Genomic DNA, 17,319 nt, shown 5'->3' with positions numbered 1-17,319 from the left:
CCCATTTCAGAAATGAATTTGATGTACAGCGAGATCATCAGATGGACGCATCAGTTGAGCTGCTCTCTGATCGCTTTGAGTTCCTGATGAATGGTATTTTTTTCCAGGATGTGCGCAGGCAACGAGACGAAGCTATTGACGCAAGACATGATTTCGCGGAACACCTTATGGAACGCAGCGCGCTTTGCTTCATCGCTGCCAGTGACTGCGGCCGGATCTTCAAAACCCCAGTGCGTCGTCACCGGATGACCGGGCCAGACCGGGCAGACTTCACCAGCGGCGTTATCGCAAACGGTAATGATGAAATCCATCACTGGCGCATCGGCAGCAGCGAACTCTTCCCAGCTTTTGCTGCGTAAAGCAGTCAGTGGATACGCGGTCGTCTGAATCTGCTCTATCGCCAGCGGATTGACCGTACCGGTGGGAAAACTACCGGCAGAAAAACCTTTAAAACGCCCCTGCCCCATGGTCGTGATCAGGGCTTCCGCCATGACGCTGCGCGCAGAGTTGCCAGTGCAAAGGAACAGTACGTTGTATGTTTTTTCAGTCATTTTTCTCTCGATTCATTTCAGGGTGAGGGATTAGAGGATAAGTAAGTACTAAGAAAATTATGCGGTTTGCATCAGACTATGCTGCGCGTTACATTTCAGCTTTATCAGTAACCTTATCGGCAGCTTTATTCGTTAGCAGATTGCCCGCCTGCAGCGCGGGCAGACAAGCCTGACCATTGCAACAACTGTCACTCAGAAATGCCAGCAAATCATTCATGGCGCTGAAATTGGCGGCGTAAATGATAAAACGCCCATCCTGACGCGCCGAGATCAGATCGGCATTACTGAGTTCTTTGAGATGAAATGATAATGACGAAGCCGGAATCGCCAGCTCTTCTGCGATTTTGCTGGCTGCCAACCCTTCAGGGCCAACCCGCACCAACAGGCGAAACACCGCCAGCCGCGACTCTTGCGCCAATGCCGCTAATGCGCTGATTGCTTGTTTATTTTCCATGGGCAGACTCCGGCTAAGGCTCATTTCTATAATTCGACAATTATCGAATTATAGAAATGAAAGCGGAATTTTGGCAACAGAAATTTGTGATCCCTCATGTCCTGCGTGTGCAAAACCGACAGCCCAGTCAACACCTGTCCGTATCAGCCAACGCAGCCAATATCCGCCTTGAAAAAAAACCGTGAAAACAGCTCTCAAATAAGCATTTTTCGGGGAGTATCCGGCGATTTTGCCTTTATGTCCTTATAAATAAAGGGCTTTAAAAAATACTCCCCCCAGTATATTTATGCCCTCAGAGGCACGAAAATCGACGTTTTCAGCCTCTTTACAAACCGACTTCCTACCAGATGAATGCTCTTCGTCTGTGCTTATTTTTGCGGCAGCAAGTCCGCTTCGGTTTCAGCGACAAATACTTCCGCGCCTATACCCACCTTGTCGAACAATTCAACGATATCGGCAGAGCGCATGCGTATGCAACCGTAACTGGCCGGGTTGCCGAGCAGGCTTTCTTGCGGCGTGCCGTGGATGTAGATGTAGCGCTGATACGCATGCTGATTGCGCTCTTCGGTGCCGCGCAACCATAGTATGCGGGTCACCACCGGGTCGCGCCCCGGCGCGTCTATCGCAACGATTTCACCAGTCGGCACGCGATCTTTGAACGCGGTGCCGACCGGCATACCGGCGCCGAATTTTTCAGCGATTTCCATTTTGCCGCCGGGTGTCATGTAGCTATCGGGTAAATCGCCAATGCCACGCTTGGCGGTTGAAATGGTATAAGTGGCGATCACTTTGCCGTTATCGAATAAGCGCATTTTCTGTTCCGGCACAGAAACGACGATGCGGTGTTGCGTGTCTTTGGGTACGAATGCGGGATTCGACACAGACTGGCAGCCGGATAACAACATCAGCAAAGATAAGATAGCGATAAGGCGATTTTTCATGTGGCAGAGATTTCAGATGTGGTGTCAGGGCTCGCTGCAACGAGGCCAGATTGTGGCGCAGGGAACAGATAGCATCAATGGCAGAATAAGCACAGCCAGCGATGATGGCAAATGCTTGTTCACCAGCAGCGCATTACCTGCGGTTATGACTGCGCGATCAGCTTTCATTTGTGAGTGGCGCGACTCCTCTGTAAGTTCAATAGCATCGCGGAGAAATGATCATGTTGAACACCGAAACACCGAATGTCTTACATACCGAGCTCGATACCTATGCGACGGCAGATCTGGCCGCCGCATTGATCGATGATCAGTTCATCGCGGTGCAGGCAGTGCGCGCTGCTGCGCCACAAATTGCGGCAGCGATTGATGCGGCGCTGCCACGCATAGAAGCGGGCGGCCGTCTGGTGTATGTCGGTGCAGGCACATCGGGGCGGCTCGGTGTGCTCGATGGCGTCGAATTATTACCGACTTTTTCGTGGCCGAATGAACGGGCAATTTCGCTGATTGCCGGCGGCAAACAGGCGATGTTCGTCGCCGTCGAAGGTGCCGAGGATGATACCGAACAAGGCGCGATCGACATTCGTGAGCTGCATCTGAATCAGCATGATGTCGTGTTGCTGATCGCCGCCTCCGGTGCCACACCTTATGTGCTGGGCGCGTTGCAAGCGGCGCGTGCCAGTGGCGCATTAACGGTGGGTTTCGCGAATAATCCCGATGCGCCGGTGACGCGATGCGCAGACGTCGGCATCACACTCAACACCGGCAGTGAAATCATTTCAGGCAGCACACGCCTGAAAGCGGGCACCTCGCAAAAAATTGCGCTGAATACGTTTTCCAGCGCACTGATGGTGAAACTGCACAAGGTCTACGGCAATCTGATGGTGGATGTGAAACCGACCAATATCAAACTGCTGCGGCGTACGGTCAGCCTGACCATGCATGCGACTGGCAAGGATGAGCAGACTTGCCGCAAAGTGCTGGAAGAATGCGACTTCCACGTGAAAACAGCGATCGTGGCACTACAAAACAACATCAGCGTCGTTACGGCTGAAAAACTGCTGACCTTATATCAGGGCGATGTACGAAAAGCCCTGGAAGCTGTCGAATAAGCGCCTTCTGCGGTTACAATCGCAGGGTACAAACGAGTAACGGTAACAGGTAACACTCATGCGATTGCGTCACATAGAAGTTTTTCATGCGATTATGCAGGCCGGCACGATCAGCGGTGCCGCACAATTACTCAGCATTTCCCAGCCAGCCGCGACTAAAGTCTTGCAACATTGTGAATTGCAGCTTGGCCTGAAATTGTTCGAGCGCATCAAAGGAAAACTGCATCCGACACCGGAAGCGCACAAGTTATTTTCCGAAGTCGATAAACTGAACCGCGACCTGCAATCGGTACGCCGCCTCGCAAATAATCTGAAAAATCATCCGGATGAAGCCGTCAGACTGGCTTCAACTCCCACACTGTCTATCACGGTAGTGCCGGCAGCGCTGGCCGCCTGGCGCAAGAAATTTCCGCAAGTTCACTGCACTTTATCAACCCACCATACCAGCGATATGGTGAATGCCTTGCTGCTCGGCGACGTTGATTTCGCTTTATCTTTATATGACCCTTGCCATCCGAATCTGGCGTCCGAACCGCTGGTGCGCGGCAGTATGACGGCGATTGCGCCGATAGGCAGCTGGACAAAAAAACTCGACAACACGCCCTTGTCCGTCGCTGATTTGCCAAAAAATCTGATCGCACTGGATCTCGATGATCATCTGGTCAGCCGCGTCATGGATGCCTGCGAAGAACTCGGCATCAGCTTTACTTCTTACACCGAAGTCCAGACTTATGTGCTGGCGCGCACGCTGGTGGAGTTCGGCGCGGGTGCTGCTGTGATCGATCCATTTACGGCGGCCACAGCCAATCACGACAAAGTGCAGTGCCGCCCCTTGTTACCGAATGTGCCAGTGGATTTATATTTGCTGACAAAAAAATCGACACCACTGTCACGCTCCGCACGTGCGTTTGTCGAATGCGTACAGACAGCGGCTGCCGAATTTATTGCCAGAACCAGCAAGGAATAATTCAGCAATAGTTCAGCATTAGGACTTACGCAGAATTGTTCCAGCTAGGCTTACAGCCGAAGGTAACCTCCTTTGCAAAGGAGGTTCGTTGCGTCGGCAGACAACATGTTGTCTGAAACCCCGACTACACCGTGTCGCCGAAGACAGTGCTTTAGCACGGCTAGGCGACAACAACAACGCTGGGGCAGTTCTGCGTAAGTCCTTAACGTAATTGTGCGGCCAGCGCGGTCATGATTTGCTCTTGCCATATACTCAGGCTGGAATACTCGCCGGTATTTTTATCCGGGTCGGCACCGGTGCCGCCAATCAGATAAATCATGCCGTTGCGGGTCTGCGGATCGAATACAAAACCTGACTCCAGACCGTATGCAAATCCCAGATGGCCAACGCCGGTAAATCCATGTCCACCGGGCGTGACAGGTGGCGTCAGTCGATCGCCATGATGTGCGGCGCTGATATCAGTGAATACCTGAAACCCCAGTGCCCATGACTGAAACATGCCCTGATAATCATCGCCATTCTGCAGCGCTGCATCATAACGCCACTGAGGCTTTAACAAAGCCCGCACGCTGGCTGGCTGCAACAGACGCACACCGTCGAGCTCGCCCTCGCACATCAGCATCCGCATCAACCGGCTAAGGCCGCGCGCGCTGATACGCAAGCCACCCTGCGGGCTGAATAAGGTGGCATTCCAGCCTGGCTGATACGTGGTCAGATAAGTCCGCTTCGGCACCGCTTGCTGGTGATAATCATCGACCTGTGGCTGCCAAGCACCTGCTGTATCCCAGACATCGTTTTTCTGTTTGCGGTACAAGGTAGCCAGATTATTCAGTTCTGCCGGACTCAGATTTTCCGGATGAAAACTGCCGCTGATCTGCAGCGGTTGCAAAATCAATTCCTGCATCAGCACATCAAAACGTTTTCCTGATACGGATTCCATCACAGCACCGATCACACCCCAGTTCAGATTCACGTAACTGAAGTATTTTCCCGGTGCATAGTTTTTGTTGCTGGCATCCGGTCGGGCCCAGATCAATGCTGATACTGCGTTTTTTTCCGCCGCTTGCAAAACACTTTGCAGCGACGTATTCGCCGGAAAATTATAACCACCATCATCGCGCAACGACGAGGTATGACTCAGTAGCATGCGCAGGGTGATCGCGGCATCAGGATAGTAAGGATTTCTGAGGGTATAGCCGAGATAGCGGCTGACATCGGTATCGAGCGCGAGTTTGCCCTGTTCAACCAGACGCATTACGCCAAGCGCTGTCACCATTTTAGAGACAGACGCAATACGGAATAAGGTATCTGCATTCGCTGGCAAACCAGCGGCAGCAGTCGTCGGGATAAAGCGCTCGCCGAACTGCTGTTCATAGACGATCTCACCAGCGCGTATCGCGATCACGGACAAACTCGCCAATGGCCGTTGCGGCTGGCTGACGATGGTCTGTAATTGCTGATCGGTGGTCGTTTTCATTGATGCGCGTGTCATCGGAACTGCCATCTCTGCCATTTTTACGTCTGCCGTTTTTACTTCAGCAGGCGGGCTTGCTGCCTCTACGATACCAGCGAAAATTCCAGAAAAAAATAATGCCGCCGACAGACTTAGCGCCACGAAGGAAACGCGCTGTATCAACATATTCAATCTATCCGCAGATAGGTCTGGCGGACGACAGCAGGATCACCGAAATTGAAATGCCACCATTCGCTGTTAATGCCTCTGAAACCCGCATGAAACATGGCTTGCCTCAATATCTCGCGATTGCTGCGCTGCTGCGCGGTAATTTGTCCGGCAGCCAGCATTTTTTCTTCCAGTGCCGGATGTGATTTTTCCACCATCTCATCGAAGCCGCTGCCCATATCGATTTCTACGCCTTGCGGATCAATAACTGTCACATCGACCGCCATGCCAAACGAATGAATAGAGCCGCGCGCAGGGTCAGCCACATACATCTGTAAAGGTGTGCCATCCAGATGCGCCCACAACATTTCCTGTACGCGGTGCGGGCGCAAGGCATCCAGCACAATGATGCGATAACCCGGATGCTGCTCTGCGAGATAGTGCGCCGCCTGCTCCAGCGCTGCTGCGGCTTCTCTGTGCAACCATGCGCAATCGAGATCGCCATACAAGTCACGCCCGACGAAATTATCGGTGCCGACATAACGCAGATCAACAGTAATGCCATCAATCGCAGCAAGGCGACGGAAGTCAGGGTGATCAGCAATGAATTCACAACGCATGTACGACTTCTCCAGATAAATCAGAAAACAACCAGCACTCATTTCAGCTTGTCAGAATAGAGTTTGCTCTTGCTGTCTTCCAATGAAACTTTACTTGTCACGTATAACCGTAACTCATTATTTGATGCGCGATGTTGAACAGTGGCGCATACGCTTATTTTTATCGCTTCGCATTTTGCTTTGCATCCGGCGCGATATCGAGATAGCGCCAGTTCGTGAAATCCACAGGATGCCGCTGATAATGCTGCACCCAGGGCTGGCGGATATCCGCAGACAAGGGATGCACCCGTGGTATCCACGGGTTATATGCATGCATCAGCAATGCCATTTGACGATACAAAGCGCGCCGTTCAGGCGTGTCTGTCATCGTCAACGATTTTTCATACAACTGATTAAAAGCGGGCAAATTAAAACGTGCATAATTCGCCCGCCCGATATTTGCGCCGTACAGCAACTGGTAAAAATTCTCACCATCGGGAAAATCAGCAACCCAGTTTGCCTCTGTCATCTGCACCTGACCAAGACGCGATGCACGCAAAATTTCTGAATGTTTATCGGTTTTAAAACTGATGCGTATGCCGATCGCATCCATCGTCTTGCGCCAGACTTCATCCCGCAGACGCCCGGTGGTATTGGCCTGGCTGTGCATCACCAGATGCAAGGGCTGTCCGTCCGGTAAACGGCGATAGCCATCTGCACCGCGCTGATAGGAAAAATGATCAAGTAGAGCATTCGCCAGCGCAGTATCGTAAGGCACCGGGCTCTTGAAGCTGGCATCGTAGCCAAGCACGTTCGGCGGCAACGGTGACTGCGCCGGAATCGCCAGACCTTTTTCCATCAGACTGATATCTTCGCGGTTGTTATAACTCATCGCAATTGCGCGGCGTAAGGCAATCTTTTCCTGACTATATCCACCGATGACAGGATCTTCCATATTCATCCAGACATAATAAGTTTGCAGCGGAGAAAATAAGGACAGTTGCACACCTTGCTGTTGCAGATCGGGCTTCAGTTTGCCATCCTTCATGACCATGTCTGCCAATGGCGGTGGCACCTGTTCCAGCGTATCAAATTCACGGTTCAGGAAACCGAGCACGCGCGCCTGCTGCTCTTCGACGATCGCAATCGTGATGCGTGACACCAGGGGTAGCGTCCGGCCTTTCAAGTCCGCCGCGATCTGCTGTGATACCGCGTCTTTCCCAGCCTCGCCATCAAACACCACCTTGCGATAATCAGGATTCGCATTCAGCACCAGACGAAAACTGCGCTGCCATTCACCCAGCATAAACGGGCCGGTGCCGACAGGGTGATTGCCAGCCTGATTACCGTAGCTCTCTATCACTTCTCTGGCAACGGCAGAGGTCGCCGTGGTTGCCAGAATAAACAAAAAATTGTTGTCCGGCGCATTCAGCCGTATGCGTAAGGTGTAACGATCCAATGCCTGCAGACCGGGAATGGCGGAAGCGCTGTCGAATTTCCAGCCGGGTGCCGCTTGTACATTGCGCAGTTTTTCGTCGCCCAGCAACTTGCCTTCAAACATAAATAACCACGGCGATTTCAGCGCGGGATCGTATAAGCGCCGTATGCTGTACACATAATCGTCAGCGGTTAATTCGCGTACTTTGCCTTTAAACGCAGGGTCAGGTGTGAAATGGATGCCGGGTTGCAAATGCAGTGTATAAGTCTTGCCACCATCGCTGATCTCCGGCATCGCCTTGAGAGTATTCGGCTTCAATTTGACCGGACGCGCCAGATAATCGTAGCGCAGCATAGGTTCAAAAATATTCTCATTAATGCTGAGCGTCGCAATATCGGAAGCCACCGCCGGATCGAGAGCGCTTTCTGGCGTCGTCAGCAAAACATTCAAGGTTTTGCCTGTGCCTGCCTGAACAGCCTGAACACTCAAAGCAAATAGCGACAGCGCCAGCAAGGCACACAAACGATGCAGCCATGGCATTGCTTGCTTCATGCGTTTCCCTCTTGAATTCTGTCGCTGTAACGAGTGATATAAAACCATTCTTCGCCACAATGCGCACCGGCATCGGGGAATATCATACGACCGTCCATTTCTGCCCTGACCTCGCTGCCATCGTGGCGCAAGCCGATCAGATCGCCTTTTTTTACTTCGTCAAAACTGCGCCACTCGCGGACGAAATGATCGTCGTCGTGCAGCTTGTCGATCACATCATAGATACGCAGGGTTTCAATTTCTTTGACGGCAGCAGGTGCTGTTCCGGCAATGATGCCGAGATGGGTCAGGGTATTGATGATCGCGCGGTATGCAACTTCCGGTGCCTGCGGGTCGAGATGCTGACCGCATTCCAGCGTGACCGCATAGCCGCCGACGGAACGCATGTACTCTGTAGTACCGACACCGAACTGGGTATTCGCATTCGCCAGCATTCTGGCATCTGCATCCGGCCCCAGTCTTTGCTGACGGCGGACGACACCGCGCGCATACGTGCTCAGCCAACCATCCACCATGCGATGTACGCCCAGACACCGTGCCATCGCCAGCTCTGCTTCTGCGTGGCTGAAGGGTTCGATATCGCCATCGTTATTTTCCGGTCCGACCAGAACGAAAGCCTCGCCTTCGCCACGGAAAGAGTGCAGATCGAGCAAAACATCGTTTTCAGCCAATAACGGACACAGCCAGTTGGCGACGTGATCTTCAAATTCTGTCGGCGTACTGGTCGGCAACAAGCGGCGATTCAGATTACGGTCGCCCTGTCTTTCGCCGCGCTGATAAGCCAGTGGATTCGTCACCGGTACGAAAGTCACACAACCGGATATGATCTGAATGATGCCGGCGTCGATTTCAGCAATCACGCGTCGTATCGCCTGCGTGCCGCAAATCTCGTTGCCATGCACCGCACCGGTAATGATGATGCGCGGTCCGGCAAGCGTTGACTGATAGCGTTGGCTGTTAAAAAACAAATGTTGCGAACTCATACTTATACTCATTCCAGACAAAAACGACGCTGTATTTTTATTTATTACTTCTTGCCAAACTCGGGATCGACCGTAATCAAGGCGGTCACAATAAAGGTCGGGATCGCGGCGAGGCAAATCCATACAAAGAAATGCGCGTAGCCCAGCGTTGCCTGCAACCAGCCGCTGAACATACCGGGTAGCATCATGCTCATCGCCATGAAACCGGTGCAGATCGCATAATGCGCAGTCTTGTGTTCACCATCGGCGATCATGATCATGTACAGCACGTAAGCAGTGAAACCGAAGCCATATCCCATCTGCTCAATCGCCACGGCGGCACCAACCAGGTAAATATTTTGCGGTTGTACGAATGCCAGATACACATACACGATGTGCGGCACATTAATCGCCAGCGCCATCGGCCATAAACAACGCTTCAGACCATACAGTGAAATCAACGCACCGCCAGCGAGGCCGCCCAGCGTCAGTGCAATCATGCCACCAGTACCGTAGACGATGCCAACCGCCTGCGTTGACAAGCCCAGCCCGCCTTTATCAAGACCATCAAGTAAAAACGGCGGTGCCATTTTGACTAATTGCGCTTCGCCAAAGCGATACAACAACAGAAAAGCGATGGTCAGCAGAATATTTTTTTTCTTAATAAATTTGCCGAAAATCGTAAAAAACGTCGCGACGACCTGATTCGGATCACCTTGCGCGTGATCGCTGTCCGGTCTGGGCAAAGCCCATTTGTGATACAGCGACAGACTCACAAACATTGCCGCCAGCACGCCGAACACAACCATCCAGCCAAATGCCACATTACCGGTCAGATCTTTCAGCGTTCCGGCAAGATAGACCAACGCGCCCTGCCCCGTCAGCATCGACATCCGGAAAAACATGCTGCGTACACCGACAAACGCGGCCTGCTGATGCTGCTCCAGTGCCAGCATGTAAAAGCCATCACTGCTGATGTCATGCGTGGCGGCACCGAATGCCAGCAGCCAGAACACCAGCAAGGTCATCTGAAAAAAACTGCTCATCGGTATCGTGAATGCGACCAGCCCAAATAAGGCACCGATCACCAGTTCCAGCGTAATCACCCAGAAACGTTTGGTCTTAAACATGTCCACAAACGGCGACCATAAAGGCTTAATCACAAATGGCAGATACAACCAACTGGTGTAGAGGGCAATATCGGCATTGGAAATACCCATGTTCTTGTACATAATGACGGACAAGGTCATCACAACCACATAGGGAATGCCCTGACTGAAATACAATGATGGTATCCAGCGCCATGCACCGGTTGCCGGTGTTTGCTCAGTATCGTTGGCAGTTGTGACGTCTCTTGTCATCGTGTGAGTTTTTCCTGGTGAAATGCCAGAACTCATTTCATTAATAGAGATGAGTTCTACGAATACATCTTCCCAACAAAAACACCGGAAGACGATTGAATTTTTACGCTTTGCTCATAGAGTAAAGTTATACGCTGACGCTATCTTTTCATTTTCTGCGTGTCGCAAAAGCGACCTATGATAAACGAAGCAAACACTGATAGAGCATAGTCGTTAAAAAACTCTGATGTTTCGTAAAGAATTGGAGTGACAGCAAGGCAGCGGGTTTTATCCGAAAATATGACAGAACAGATCATCCCTATATGAACCCAGCAGATTTCGTTTTCCCCGGTATCAAAGACAACGCATCAGCGCTGGCTTTGGGGATAGATACGGGCGGAACGCAGACACGCTGGGCGCTGGCAACGGCCAATGAAGACATCATCGCCAGCGGCACCGCGGCAGGATTGACGGCTCTGCAACTGAAGACGCAGCAGGGAAAACAGGAATTCGCACAAGTGTTCTCCGACCTCGCTGCTGCTGCACGCAGCCACGGCAACTTACAAACAGTCAGAGTCGGCATTACCGGTTTCAGTGACGATATGCGTGTCGTCATTCTGGAGATGTTGTCCGGTATTCTGCAAATGCCGGAACCATGCATTCGCCTCGGTACTGACATCGAAATTGCGTATCTGGATAGTTTCAAGCCGGGAACAGGCTATCTGGTTTATGCGGGTACCGGTTCTATCGCCGCCTATATTGACGAGGCCGGACAATTTCATCGTGCAGGTGGGCGCGGCTATTTGCTTGACGATGGCGGCAGCGGCTTCTGGATCGCCCGCGAAGCAGTACGCCATATCTGGCGTGCAGAAGACGAATGCCCGGGAACATCGCGCAATTCGCTGCTTGCGCAAGAAATATTCAAAGCCATCGGCGGCGCTGATTGGGACAAATCCAAAGATTTCATGTATCACCACAGCCGCGGCGACATCGGTAAACTGGCGTTGGCTGTTGCAGCCTGCGCGAATACGGATGAAGTCGCAGCCGATATTTTAAAAAGAGCCGGACAAGAACTGGCGCGACTGGGAATGGCAATGTGCAAACGCTTCGGCAACAAGCCTGTGGTTCTCAGCGGACGGGTACTTGAACTTCATCCATTGATCGCAGCATCTTGTCGTACCCATTTACCTTCAGACATCAGCTTACGTACCAGTATTTGCCAGGCACATTTTTCGGCAGCCCGGCTCGCTGCCAGACAACTTACATTACTCTCATGAAAAAATTACTCTTACTCGGATTCCTCGCCGCCTTCCTCACCGGCTGCGCTACATCACGCATCGATTCCAGCATCTCGGCGAAAAGTCAGGAAGACCGCGTGCAATTTCTGATTCTGCATTACACCGCGATTGATGAGCCGACTTCACTCAAGGTATTGAGCCAGCAAGGTGTCAGCAGTCACTATCTGGTCGGCGATCAGATGCCGGTCAAAGTCTGGCAACTCGTTGATGAAAGTAAAATGTCGTATCACGCCGGACTCAGCGACTGGAAAGGTTATAGCCGCCTGAACGCCAGCTCTATCGGCATCGAAATTGTGAATCTGGGTTTCCGCGATGCGCCGGAAGGCCGCACCTACTTCCCGTTCCCACAGGCACAGATCGACCGTGTCATTGCGCTGGTGAAGGACATCGTTGCACGCCATCAGATACGTCCAGAATACATTCTTGGCCATTCCGATATCGCCCCACAACGTAAGTCTGATCCGGGCCCGCTGTTTCCGTGGAAACAATTAGCTGATGCAGGCCTGATTCCTTGGCCAGACGCAACACAAGTGGCCCAACGTATGCCGCTCTATGAAGCGCAATTACCAGATGTCAGCTGGTATCAGAAAAAACTGGCACAACATGGCTACAACACACCGCAAACCGGCGTGTTGGATGAAGCAACCAAAAATGTGCTGATCGCATTTCAAAGTAAATATCGTCAGGAAAAATTTGATGGCATCCCCGATGCTCAGACAGCGGCCATGCTCGATGTCCTGACGGCAAACACGAAGACACGATAAATGCTGGACGCACTGGGAATAAGCCCGGAGATACTGCAGCAGCGCGGCTTCGTTGCGGTATCTGAAGCGACGTCTCTGGTGCTTGCTGAGGTGGGAGAGGATGGGCGCGAGTATTGGCTGACACCCGCCGCCAATCAGGCCTGGCAAGCGATGAAAAATAGCGCGGCTGGTGACGGTATTGCCCTGCTGATGATTTCAGCCTTTCGCAGCGTCGCCCGTCAGACTGAAATCATCCAGGCCAAACTTGCGGCAGGGCAGGAAATTCATGACATCTTGCAAGTGTGTGCCCCGCCGGGATATAGCGAACATCACACTGGCCGGGCGATCGACATCGCCACGCCGGAAGATCCTGAACTGGAAATTTCATTTGACACCACAACAGCATTCCGGTGGTTGCAACAACATGCCCACGAATTTGGTTTTGACATGTCTTATCCGCCAGAAAACAGCAGCGGATATCAATACGAACCATGGCACTGGTGTTTTCAACGCTGAACCACGTCAGACCTGAGGCTGAAATCACAATATCGCAATATCGGTTTCGGTCTGAAAACAGGGGTGTTCGTCGCGGATAAAAACACTCTGTTCCCGCCAAATGACACTTTGTCGCAAACGGTTCGCCTTCCCTTATCGCATCAATTACAGTGACATCACTCTCACTCGATACGGAAAGGACATGGTATGAAACTCACTGCAAATATGGATGGTATCGTCATCGCCGCGATCGCGCTGGTCATGCTGAGCAATCTGATTCACCAGTTACTGGCCTGAGCATCATGCTGACCTTGCTGATCTGGATTATTTTATTTGTATTGTGCTGGCCGCTGGCAATCATGGCGCTGTTGCTGTATCCCTTATTCTGGCTGCTGTTACTGCCATTCAGAATACTCGGGATTGCCGTTGATGGCGTTTTCGAATTACTGCGTGCGATTGTGATGTTGCCAGCACGTTTGCTGGGTGGGCGCTGAACAAGCGCCGCGAGAATTAATGTACGCTGTTGAATAAGTCGTGCAACTCTTCAAAACGATCTTCAACTTCGTCGTTCGCCAGGCCAAGAAAATCGCAGGCTAATTGCCCGCCTTTGTCCCACTCAGCCCAGTTTTCCTGACCGTGGTAACGGTATATGCCATATTCCGACACCAGCGCCAGCGCCACCAAAGCCCGCACACGGTCGTTGGTCGCAGAATCCGTTAGCACGAGATAATCGTGGTGCAACAAAATTGCGTTCGACACTTCTTCCGGTAATCCCCAGGTCCGCGCCATCAAAGCGCCAATGGACGTATGACTGGTGCTGTGTCGCTTCTGTTCAATTGCTGTAAATTTTTCGTTGACGTCATTACCGGCTAACACCAGCGTTTCCTGATAATCAGGAAAACGTTCCAGCAACAATGGAATACCGATGTCACAGAATAAGCCGAATGTGTGTGCAATATCTGCTGAGCAAATGCGCATACGGCTCGCCAGATGTGCCATTGCCTGCGCCCGTTTAGACGAGAAATCCCAGAATTTAGCGAGCGGAATTTTTTCTGTCTGCACTGCCTGACGCGCAATAATTCCCGTCATCAGCAAACCGCATTGCTGTATGCCCAATAGTTTCACGGCATGCGCAACGGAAGTGGCCTTCAGGCGCAAGCCAAAAAAAGACGAATTGGTGACTTTGAGTAAAGATGCCGACAAGGACACATCATTCGAAATGATGGCTGCCAGCCGTCCCGGATCAGGCTCTTTGCTGGCTAACTCCGTCTGCAAATCCAATAGCATGCTCGGACGTGGCGGTATGCGTATGGTTTTGATCAGGGCGTCAACGGATTGATCGCTGGCGACGTGTGCAGTGCTTGGAGGAGTCATATCAAAACAGCAATTGAATAATATTGTGCAACGCCCATTTTAACGCATATTACCGCGTAGAAAGAACTGTATGGCGTGTGTTTTCAGGTTCAGGTTGGCACTGATTCACCTTATTTTTTCACGGGAATCAGGGTATTTCTGTCCACTGGCACAGCTGTGACACTATTCTGCGGCGAACCATCAATCAGCTTATCCGAATAGGTCAGGTAAACCAGAGCATTTCTTTTCTGATCGACCATACGGACAATACGTAATTTTTTGAAAAGAATAGATAAACTCTGATTGAACACTTCTTCCTGTTGCTTTAACGGCGCCGGAAAACTGACCGGCCCGACCTGACGACAGGCAATCGACGCTTCAGCCTTATCTTCCGCCAATCCCAAGCCACCTGAAATGCCGCCAGTCTTGGCGCGGGATACGTAACAAGTTACGCCTGCAACTTTAGGATCATCATAGGCTTCCACCACCACCTTATGATCGGGACCGATCAATTTAAAAGCCGTATCCACGCTGCCTATATGTTCAGCGCAGACTGTTGTTGAAAATAAAGCCAGTGCTGCACATGCCAGAATCTGATGTTTCATGTTGTTCGCCTTTCATTCATTTTTCATTCATATCCGGCATCCGCTGCCAGACATCATTTATTCAAAGCCGAGTGACGTTTGCTATATGCGAAATAGATACTGATCGCAATGAACATCCAGATAAAGAATACTTTAAATGTCGTTCCCGACAGGTCTTTCAGAATATATAAACAGGCAAAAATACTCAGCGCCGGAATCAGGTACGGACCAAACGGCACACGGAAACCTTGCACGCCATGCCCGATTCCTTTTTTACGTATCACAGGAATGGATGCGGAAACGACGATGAAAGCCACCAGCGTTCCCATGCTGACCATATCCCACAAAAATGTCGCATCCACCAGACCTGCAACGATGCCGACCAGCAGACAAACCAGCACGGTATTAATCACCGGAGCGCGTGTGCGTTGATGCACTTTCTGAAATGAAGCAGGAATCAGACCATCTTTACTGATCGCATACAAAATCCGGCTTTGACCGTAAATAGTTACCAGCGTAACGCTGAATACGGAAATCACCGCGCCTGCAGAGAGTACTAAAGCTGGCCATGCCTTACCTGTCACATTCTGCAAAATCACGGCCAGACCAGCCTCTTGCCCCTCAAACATATGTGCAGGTTGAGCGCCAACGGCGGCAATCGCCACCAGCATGTAAAACACGGTGACAACAATCAGCGCCGCCATGATTCCCAGCGGTACATTCCGCTTGGGATTTTTGACTTCCGCACCTGCGGTCGCCACCGTATCGAGCCCGATAAAAGAGAAAAAGACCGTGCCAGCAGCCGCAGTCACACCCGCCATGCCCGCCAGCCCTTTGCTATTGTCGGTATTAAAAAACGGCGTGAAATGTTCAGCGTGAAAACCGGAAAAGGCAATCACTGCAAAAAATACCAGTATCGCCAGTTTGATCATGACCATAATCGCATTCACTGTCGCCGACTCTTTCGCGCCGCGCAACAACAAGAAACAACAAATGATCACCAGCACCACTGGCGGCAGATTAAATTGCCCGGGATGAATTTCAACGCCATTGGCACCGGCAACGATCATCGGCGTGCGTAGCATCTCGGGAATTTGCCAACCCAGCGCATTGTGTAGAAAATTGTTCAGATAAGCCGACCAGCCTATCGCTGTCGCACTAGCCGCAAGTCCATATTCCAGTAATAGACAGGCTGCAACCACAAACGCCGCAAATTCACCAACAGTAGCATATGCAAATGAATACGAAGAACCAGAAGCCGGAATCCGCGCCGATAATTCAGAATAGCAAAGCGCCGTCAGCCCGGCAGTCAGTGCCGCAATCAGAAACGACAAAATAACCGATGGCCCGGCTTTAGGTACCGCTTCGACCATGGTGAAAAAGATGCCTGTTCCTATGGTGGCACCGACACCAATCATGGTCAGCGAAAACAATCCCAAAGAGCGATGCAGGCTATGCTGATGCTGTTCCTCAATGATCACTTCATGAGCATCGATAGGTTTCGTGCGTGTTAATTGGCGGGCTAATGATATAAAGCTCAAGATCATTCCTTGTTTTCAGAAACTGCTGCGCATCTGATGAAATAGCAAAGACCAGACACTCAGATCTGGCACGGCGTGTAAAAGTGCAGTTGAACGCAGAACTCGCCGGTCAGCTACGGACAATGTCTATAAGCAAAAACTGTACGCACATAACATCCAGGCAGGCTGACCAACTCAATTCCGTTTGTTTCATGACGATTACACGAAAAACGCAATGATAGCGGCAAATCCCTCAAGCACAACGTCAACTACCGTAATTTGCAGAGTTTGTGATACATCATGGTAAAAACCACTGGTGATGTTAGCATTCCAGACTTATGCCTATGCCAAGAATTTCCCTGCTGACATTTCACCATCTGGTGCGCACAGTATTACTGATGTATGTACTGACGCTCGGCGTTGCGATGGCCTCGCCGCTGATGAAGCCAGATGCCATGAATCTGATCTGTACCAGCACCGGATATAAACTGGTCGGCAACACCTCGGATGCAGGCCAGGGCAAAAGCAGCGCGCAGACGCATTTACTCGATTGCCCTTTATGTGTTGCGACGACACTCCCTCCTGCTGTTGCGTCAAATAGTGTTTGCGAACCTCCGCATGCTTTGTCGTATGCCACGCAGTCAATTCCGGCTGCGCGGCTTGCAGCTACCGTCTCAGCGCCTCTCCCCGCACGGGGTCCGCCGGTAATCTGAAGACCCTATCCGGTTCTGTTTTCTCCTGTACGCGTCTGACCGACATGTGTGCGCTACGTGCACGCGGCCATTGATTACG

Annotated in this window: 18 protein-coding genes; 7 read left to right on the top strand and 11 right to left on the bottom strand. The window is 51.5% G+C overall.

The features are described from left to right. Positions 1–50 precede the first annotated feature (50 nt). The 3 genes from H8K38_RS01490 to H8K38_RS01480 form a co-directional block, all read right to left on the bottom strand. On the bottom strand, positions 51–551 hold the full coding sequence (locus tag H8K38_RS01490; RefSeq protein WP_186883010.1) for an arsenate reductase ArsC: 501 nt from the start codon (positions 549–551) through the stop codon (positions 51–53). Between the two features lie 88 nt (positions 552–639). Continuing rightward, the gene (locus H8K38_RS01485) at positions 640–1,005 is read right to left on the bottom strand and encodes a helix-turn-helix transcriptional regulator (RefSeq protein ID WP_186883009.1); all 366 of its coding nucleotides are present in this window, start codon (positions 1,003–1,005) and stop codon (positions 640–642) included. A gap of 368 nt (positions 1,006–1,373) precedes the next feature. Continuing rightward, the gene (locus H8K38_RS01480; RefSeq protein WP_255422782.1) at positions 1,374–1,946 is read right to left on the bottom strand and encodes a L,D-transpeptidase family protein; all 573 of its coding nucleotides are present in this window, start codon (positions 1,944–1,946) and stop codon (positions 1,374–1,376) included. Positions 1,947–2,167: 221 nt separating this feature from the next. On the opposite strand from H8K38_RS01480, the gene murQ reads away from it, so the two are divergent. Together murQ and H8K38_RS01470 are read left to right on the top strand one after the other, a co-directional pair. Then, positions 2,168–3,055 (top strand): N-acetylmuramic acid 6-phosphate etherase, encoded by an 888-nt coding sequence (gene murQ, locus H8K38_RS01475; RefSeq protein WP_186883008.1) that lies wholly within the window; start codon positions 2,168–2,170, stop codon positions 3,053–3,055. A 58-nt stretch (positions 3,056–3,113) separates the two neighbouring features. Continuing rightward, positions 3,114–4,022 (top strand): LysR family transcriptional regulator, encoded by a 909-nt coding sequence (locus tag H8K38_RS01470; protein ID WP_186883007.1) that lies wholly within the window; start codon positions 3,114–3,116, stop codon positions 4,020–4,022. A gap of 202 nt (positions 4,023–4,224) precedes the next feature. Here the strand turns inward: H8K38_RS01470 and H8K38_RS01465 are convergent, their stop codons facing one another. The 5 genes from H8K38_RS01465 to H8K38_RS01445 form a co-directional block, all read right to left on the bottom strand. Beyond that, a complete protein-coding gene (locus tag H8K38_RS01465; protein WP_255422781.1) occupies positions 4,225–5,661 on the bottom strand; it encodes a serine hydrolase in 1,437 nt (478 codons plus the stop codon). Between the two features lie 2 nt (positions 5,662–5,663). Further along, positions 5,664–6,305 carry a M15 family metallopeptidase gene (locus H8K38_RS01460; RefSeq protein ID WP_255422780.1) on the bottom strand — a complete coding sequence of 214 codons (642 nt, stop codon included), beginning with the start codon at positions 6,303–6,305 and terminating at the stop codon, positions 5,664–5,666. 118 nt (positions 6,306–6,423) lie between these two features. Beyond that, on the bottom strand, positions 6,424–8,232 hold the full coding sequence (locus tag H8K38_RS01455; protein ID WP_255422779.1) for an ABC transporter substrate-binding protein: 1,809 nt from the start codon (positions 8,230–8,232) through the stop codon (positions 6,424–6,426). After that, complete coding sequence (locus H8K38_RS01450) at positions 8,229–9,215, bottom strand: succinylglutamate desuccinylase/aspartoacylase family protein (protein WP_186883005.1); 987 nt, start codon at positions 9,213–9,215, stop codon at positions 8,229–8,231. Before H8K38_RS01450 ends, H8K38_RS01455 begins: the two co-directional genes overlap by 4 nt. Positions 9,216–9,259: 44 nt before the next feature. Beyond that, positions 9,260–10,555, bottom strand: a complete 1,296-nt coding sequence (locus H8K38_RS01445; protein WP_186883004.1) for an AmpG family muropeptide MFS transporter — start codon at positions 10,553–10,555, stop codon at positions 9,260–9,262. Positions 10,556–10,857: 302 nt separating this feature from the next. Between H8K38_RS01445 and H8K38_RS01440 the strand changes: the two genes are divergently transcribed. From H8K38_RS01440 to H8K38_RS01425, 4 genes are all read left to right on the top strand, one after another. Further along, positions 10,858–11,811 carry an N-acetylglucosamine kinase gene (locus tag H8K38_RS01440; protein ID WP_186883003.1) on the top strand — a complete coding sequence of 318 codons (954 nt, stop codon included), beginning with the start codon at positions 10,858–10,860 and terminating at the stop codon, positions 11,809–11,811. Continuing rightward, entirely contained in the window at positions 11,808–12,596 is a 789-nt protein-coding gene (locus tag H8K38_RS01435; RefSeq protein ID WP_186883002.1) for an N-acetylmuramoyl-L-alanine amidase, read from the top strand. Before H8K38_RS01440 ends, H8K38_RS01435 begins: the two co-directional genes overlap by 4 nt. Then, positions 12,597–13,091, top strand: coding sequence for a D-alanyl-D-alanine carboxypeptidase family protein (locus H8K38_RS01430; protein WP_186883001.1), 495 nt, complete (start codon positions 12,597–12,599; stop codon positions 13,089–13,091). A 281-nt stretch (positions 13,092–13,372) separates the two neighbouring features. Further along, the gene (locus H8K38_RS01425; protein WP_186883000.1) at positions 13,373–13,564 is read left to right on the top strand and encodes a hypothetical protein; all 192 of its coding nucleotides are present in this window, start codon (positions 13,373–13,375) and stop codon (positions 13,562–13,564) included. Between the two features lie 16 nt (positions 13,565–13,580). Here H8K38_RS01425 and H8K38_RS01420 read toward each other — a convergent pair whose 3' ends face one another. The 3 genes from H8K38_RS01420 to H8K38_RS01410 form a co-directional block, all read right to left on the bottom strand. Continuing rightward, positions 13,581–14,444, bottom strand: a complete 864-nt coding sequence (locus tag H8K38_RS01420; RefSeq protein WP_186882999.1) for an HDOD domain-containing protein — start codon at positions 14,442–14,444, stop codon at positions 13,581–13,583. Between the two features lie 110 nt (positions 14,445–14,554). Then, on the bottom strand, positions 14,555–15,028 hold the full coding sequence (locus tag H8K38_RS01415) for a CreA family protein (protein ID WP_186882998.1): 474 nt from the start codon (positions 15,026–15,028) through the stop codon (positions 14,555–14,557). Positions 15,029–15,081: 53 nt separating this feature from the next. Then, positions 15,082–16,548, bottom strand: coding sequence for an APC family permease (locus H8K38_RS01410; RefSeq protein ID WP_234030446.1), 1,467 nt, complete (start codon positions 16,546–16,548; stop codon positions 15,082–15,084). A 323-nt stretch (positions 16,549–16,871) separates the two neighbouring features. On the opposite strand from H8K38_RS01410, the gene H8K38_RS01405 reads away from it, so the two are divergent. After that, positions 16,872–17,240, top strand: coding sequence for a DUF2946 family protein (locus tag H8K38_RS01405; protein ID WP_186882996.1), 369 nt, complete (start codon positions 16,872–16,874; stop codon positions 17,238–17,240). The last annotated feature ends 79 nt before the right edge of the window (positions 17,241–17,319 follow it).

Source organism: Undibacterium sp. FT79W (assembly GCF_014284215.1).
In the GTDB taxonomy this organism is placed as follows: domain Bacteria; phylum Pseudomonadota; class Gammaproteobacteria; order Burkholderiales; family Burkholderiaceae_D; genus Undibacterium; species Undibacterium aquatile.
This window is presented reverse-complemented; position numbering and strand designations above follow the sequence as displayed.

Bases quoted from the DNA above. Each gene is read 5' to 3' on its own strand.
- H8K38_RS01490 (WP_186883010.1), bottom strand. From the start codon at position 551: ATGACTGAAAAAACATACAACGTACTGTTCCTTTGCACTGGCAACTCT.
- H8K38_RS01485 (WP_186883009.1), bottom strand. From the start codon at position 1,005: ATGGAAAATAAACAAGCAATCAGCGCATTAGCGGCATTGGCGCAAGAG.
- H8K38_RS01480 (WP_255422782.1), bottom strand. From the start codon at position 1,946: ATGAAAAATCGCCTTATCGCTATCTTATCTTTGCTGATGTTGTTATCC.
- murQ (WP_186883008.1), top strand. From the start codon at position 2,168: ATGTTGAACACCGAAACACCGAATGTCTTACATACCGAGCTCGATACC.
- H8K38_RS01470 (WP_186883007.1), top strand. From the start codon at position 3,114: ATGCGATTGCGTCACATAGAAGTTTTTCATGCGATTATGCAGGCCGGC.
- H8K38_RS01465 (WP_255422781.1), bottom strand. From the start codon at position 5,661: ATGTTGATACAGCGCGTTTCCTTCGTGGCGCTAAGTCTGTCGGCGGCA.
- H8K38_RS01460 (WP_255422780.1), bottom strand. From the start codon at position 6,305: ATGAGTGCTGGTTGTTTTCTGATTTATCTGGAGAAGTCGTACATGCGT.
- H8K38_RS01455 (WP_255422779.1), bottom strand. From the start codon at position 8,232: ATGAAGCAAGCAATGCCATGGCTGCATCGTTTGTGTGCCTTGCTGGCG.
- H8K38_RS01450 (WP_186883005.1), bottom strand. From the start codon at position 9,215: ATGAGTTCGCAACATTTGTTTTTTAACAGCCAACGCTATCAGTCAACG.
- H8K38_RS01445 (WP_186883004.1), bottom strand. From the start codon at position 10,555: ATGACAAGAGACGTCACAACTGCCAACGATACTGAGCAAACACCGGCA.
- H8K38_RS01440 (WP_186883003.1), top strand. From the start codon at position 10,858: ATGAACCCAGCAGATTTCGTTTTCCCCGGTATCAAAGACAACGCATCA.
- H8K38_RS01435 (WP_186883002.1), top strand. From the start codon at position 11,808: ATGAAAAAATTACTCTTACTCGGATTCCTCGCCGCCTTCCTCACCGGC.
- H8K38_RS01430 (WP_186883001.1), top strand. From the start codon at position 12,597: ATGCTGGACGCACTGGGAATAAGCCCGGAGATACTGCAGCAGCGCGGC.
- H8K38_RS01425 (WP_186883000.1), top strand. From the start codon at position 13,373: ATGCTGACCTTGCTGATCTGGATTATTTTATTTGTATTGTGCTGGCCG.
- H8K38_RS01420 (WP_186882999.1), bottom strand. From the start codon at position 14,444: ATGACTCCTCCAAGCACTGCACACGTCGCCAGCGATCAATCCGTTGAC.
- H8K38_RS01415 (WP_186882998.1), bottom strand. From the start codon at position 15,028: ATGAAACATCAGATTCTGGCATGTGCAGCACTGGCTTTATTTTCAACA.
- H8K38_RS01405 (WP_186882996.1), top strand. From the start codon at position 16,872: ATGCCAAGAATTTCCCTGCTGACATTTCACCATCTGGTGCGCACAGTA.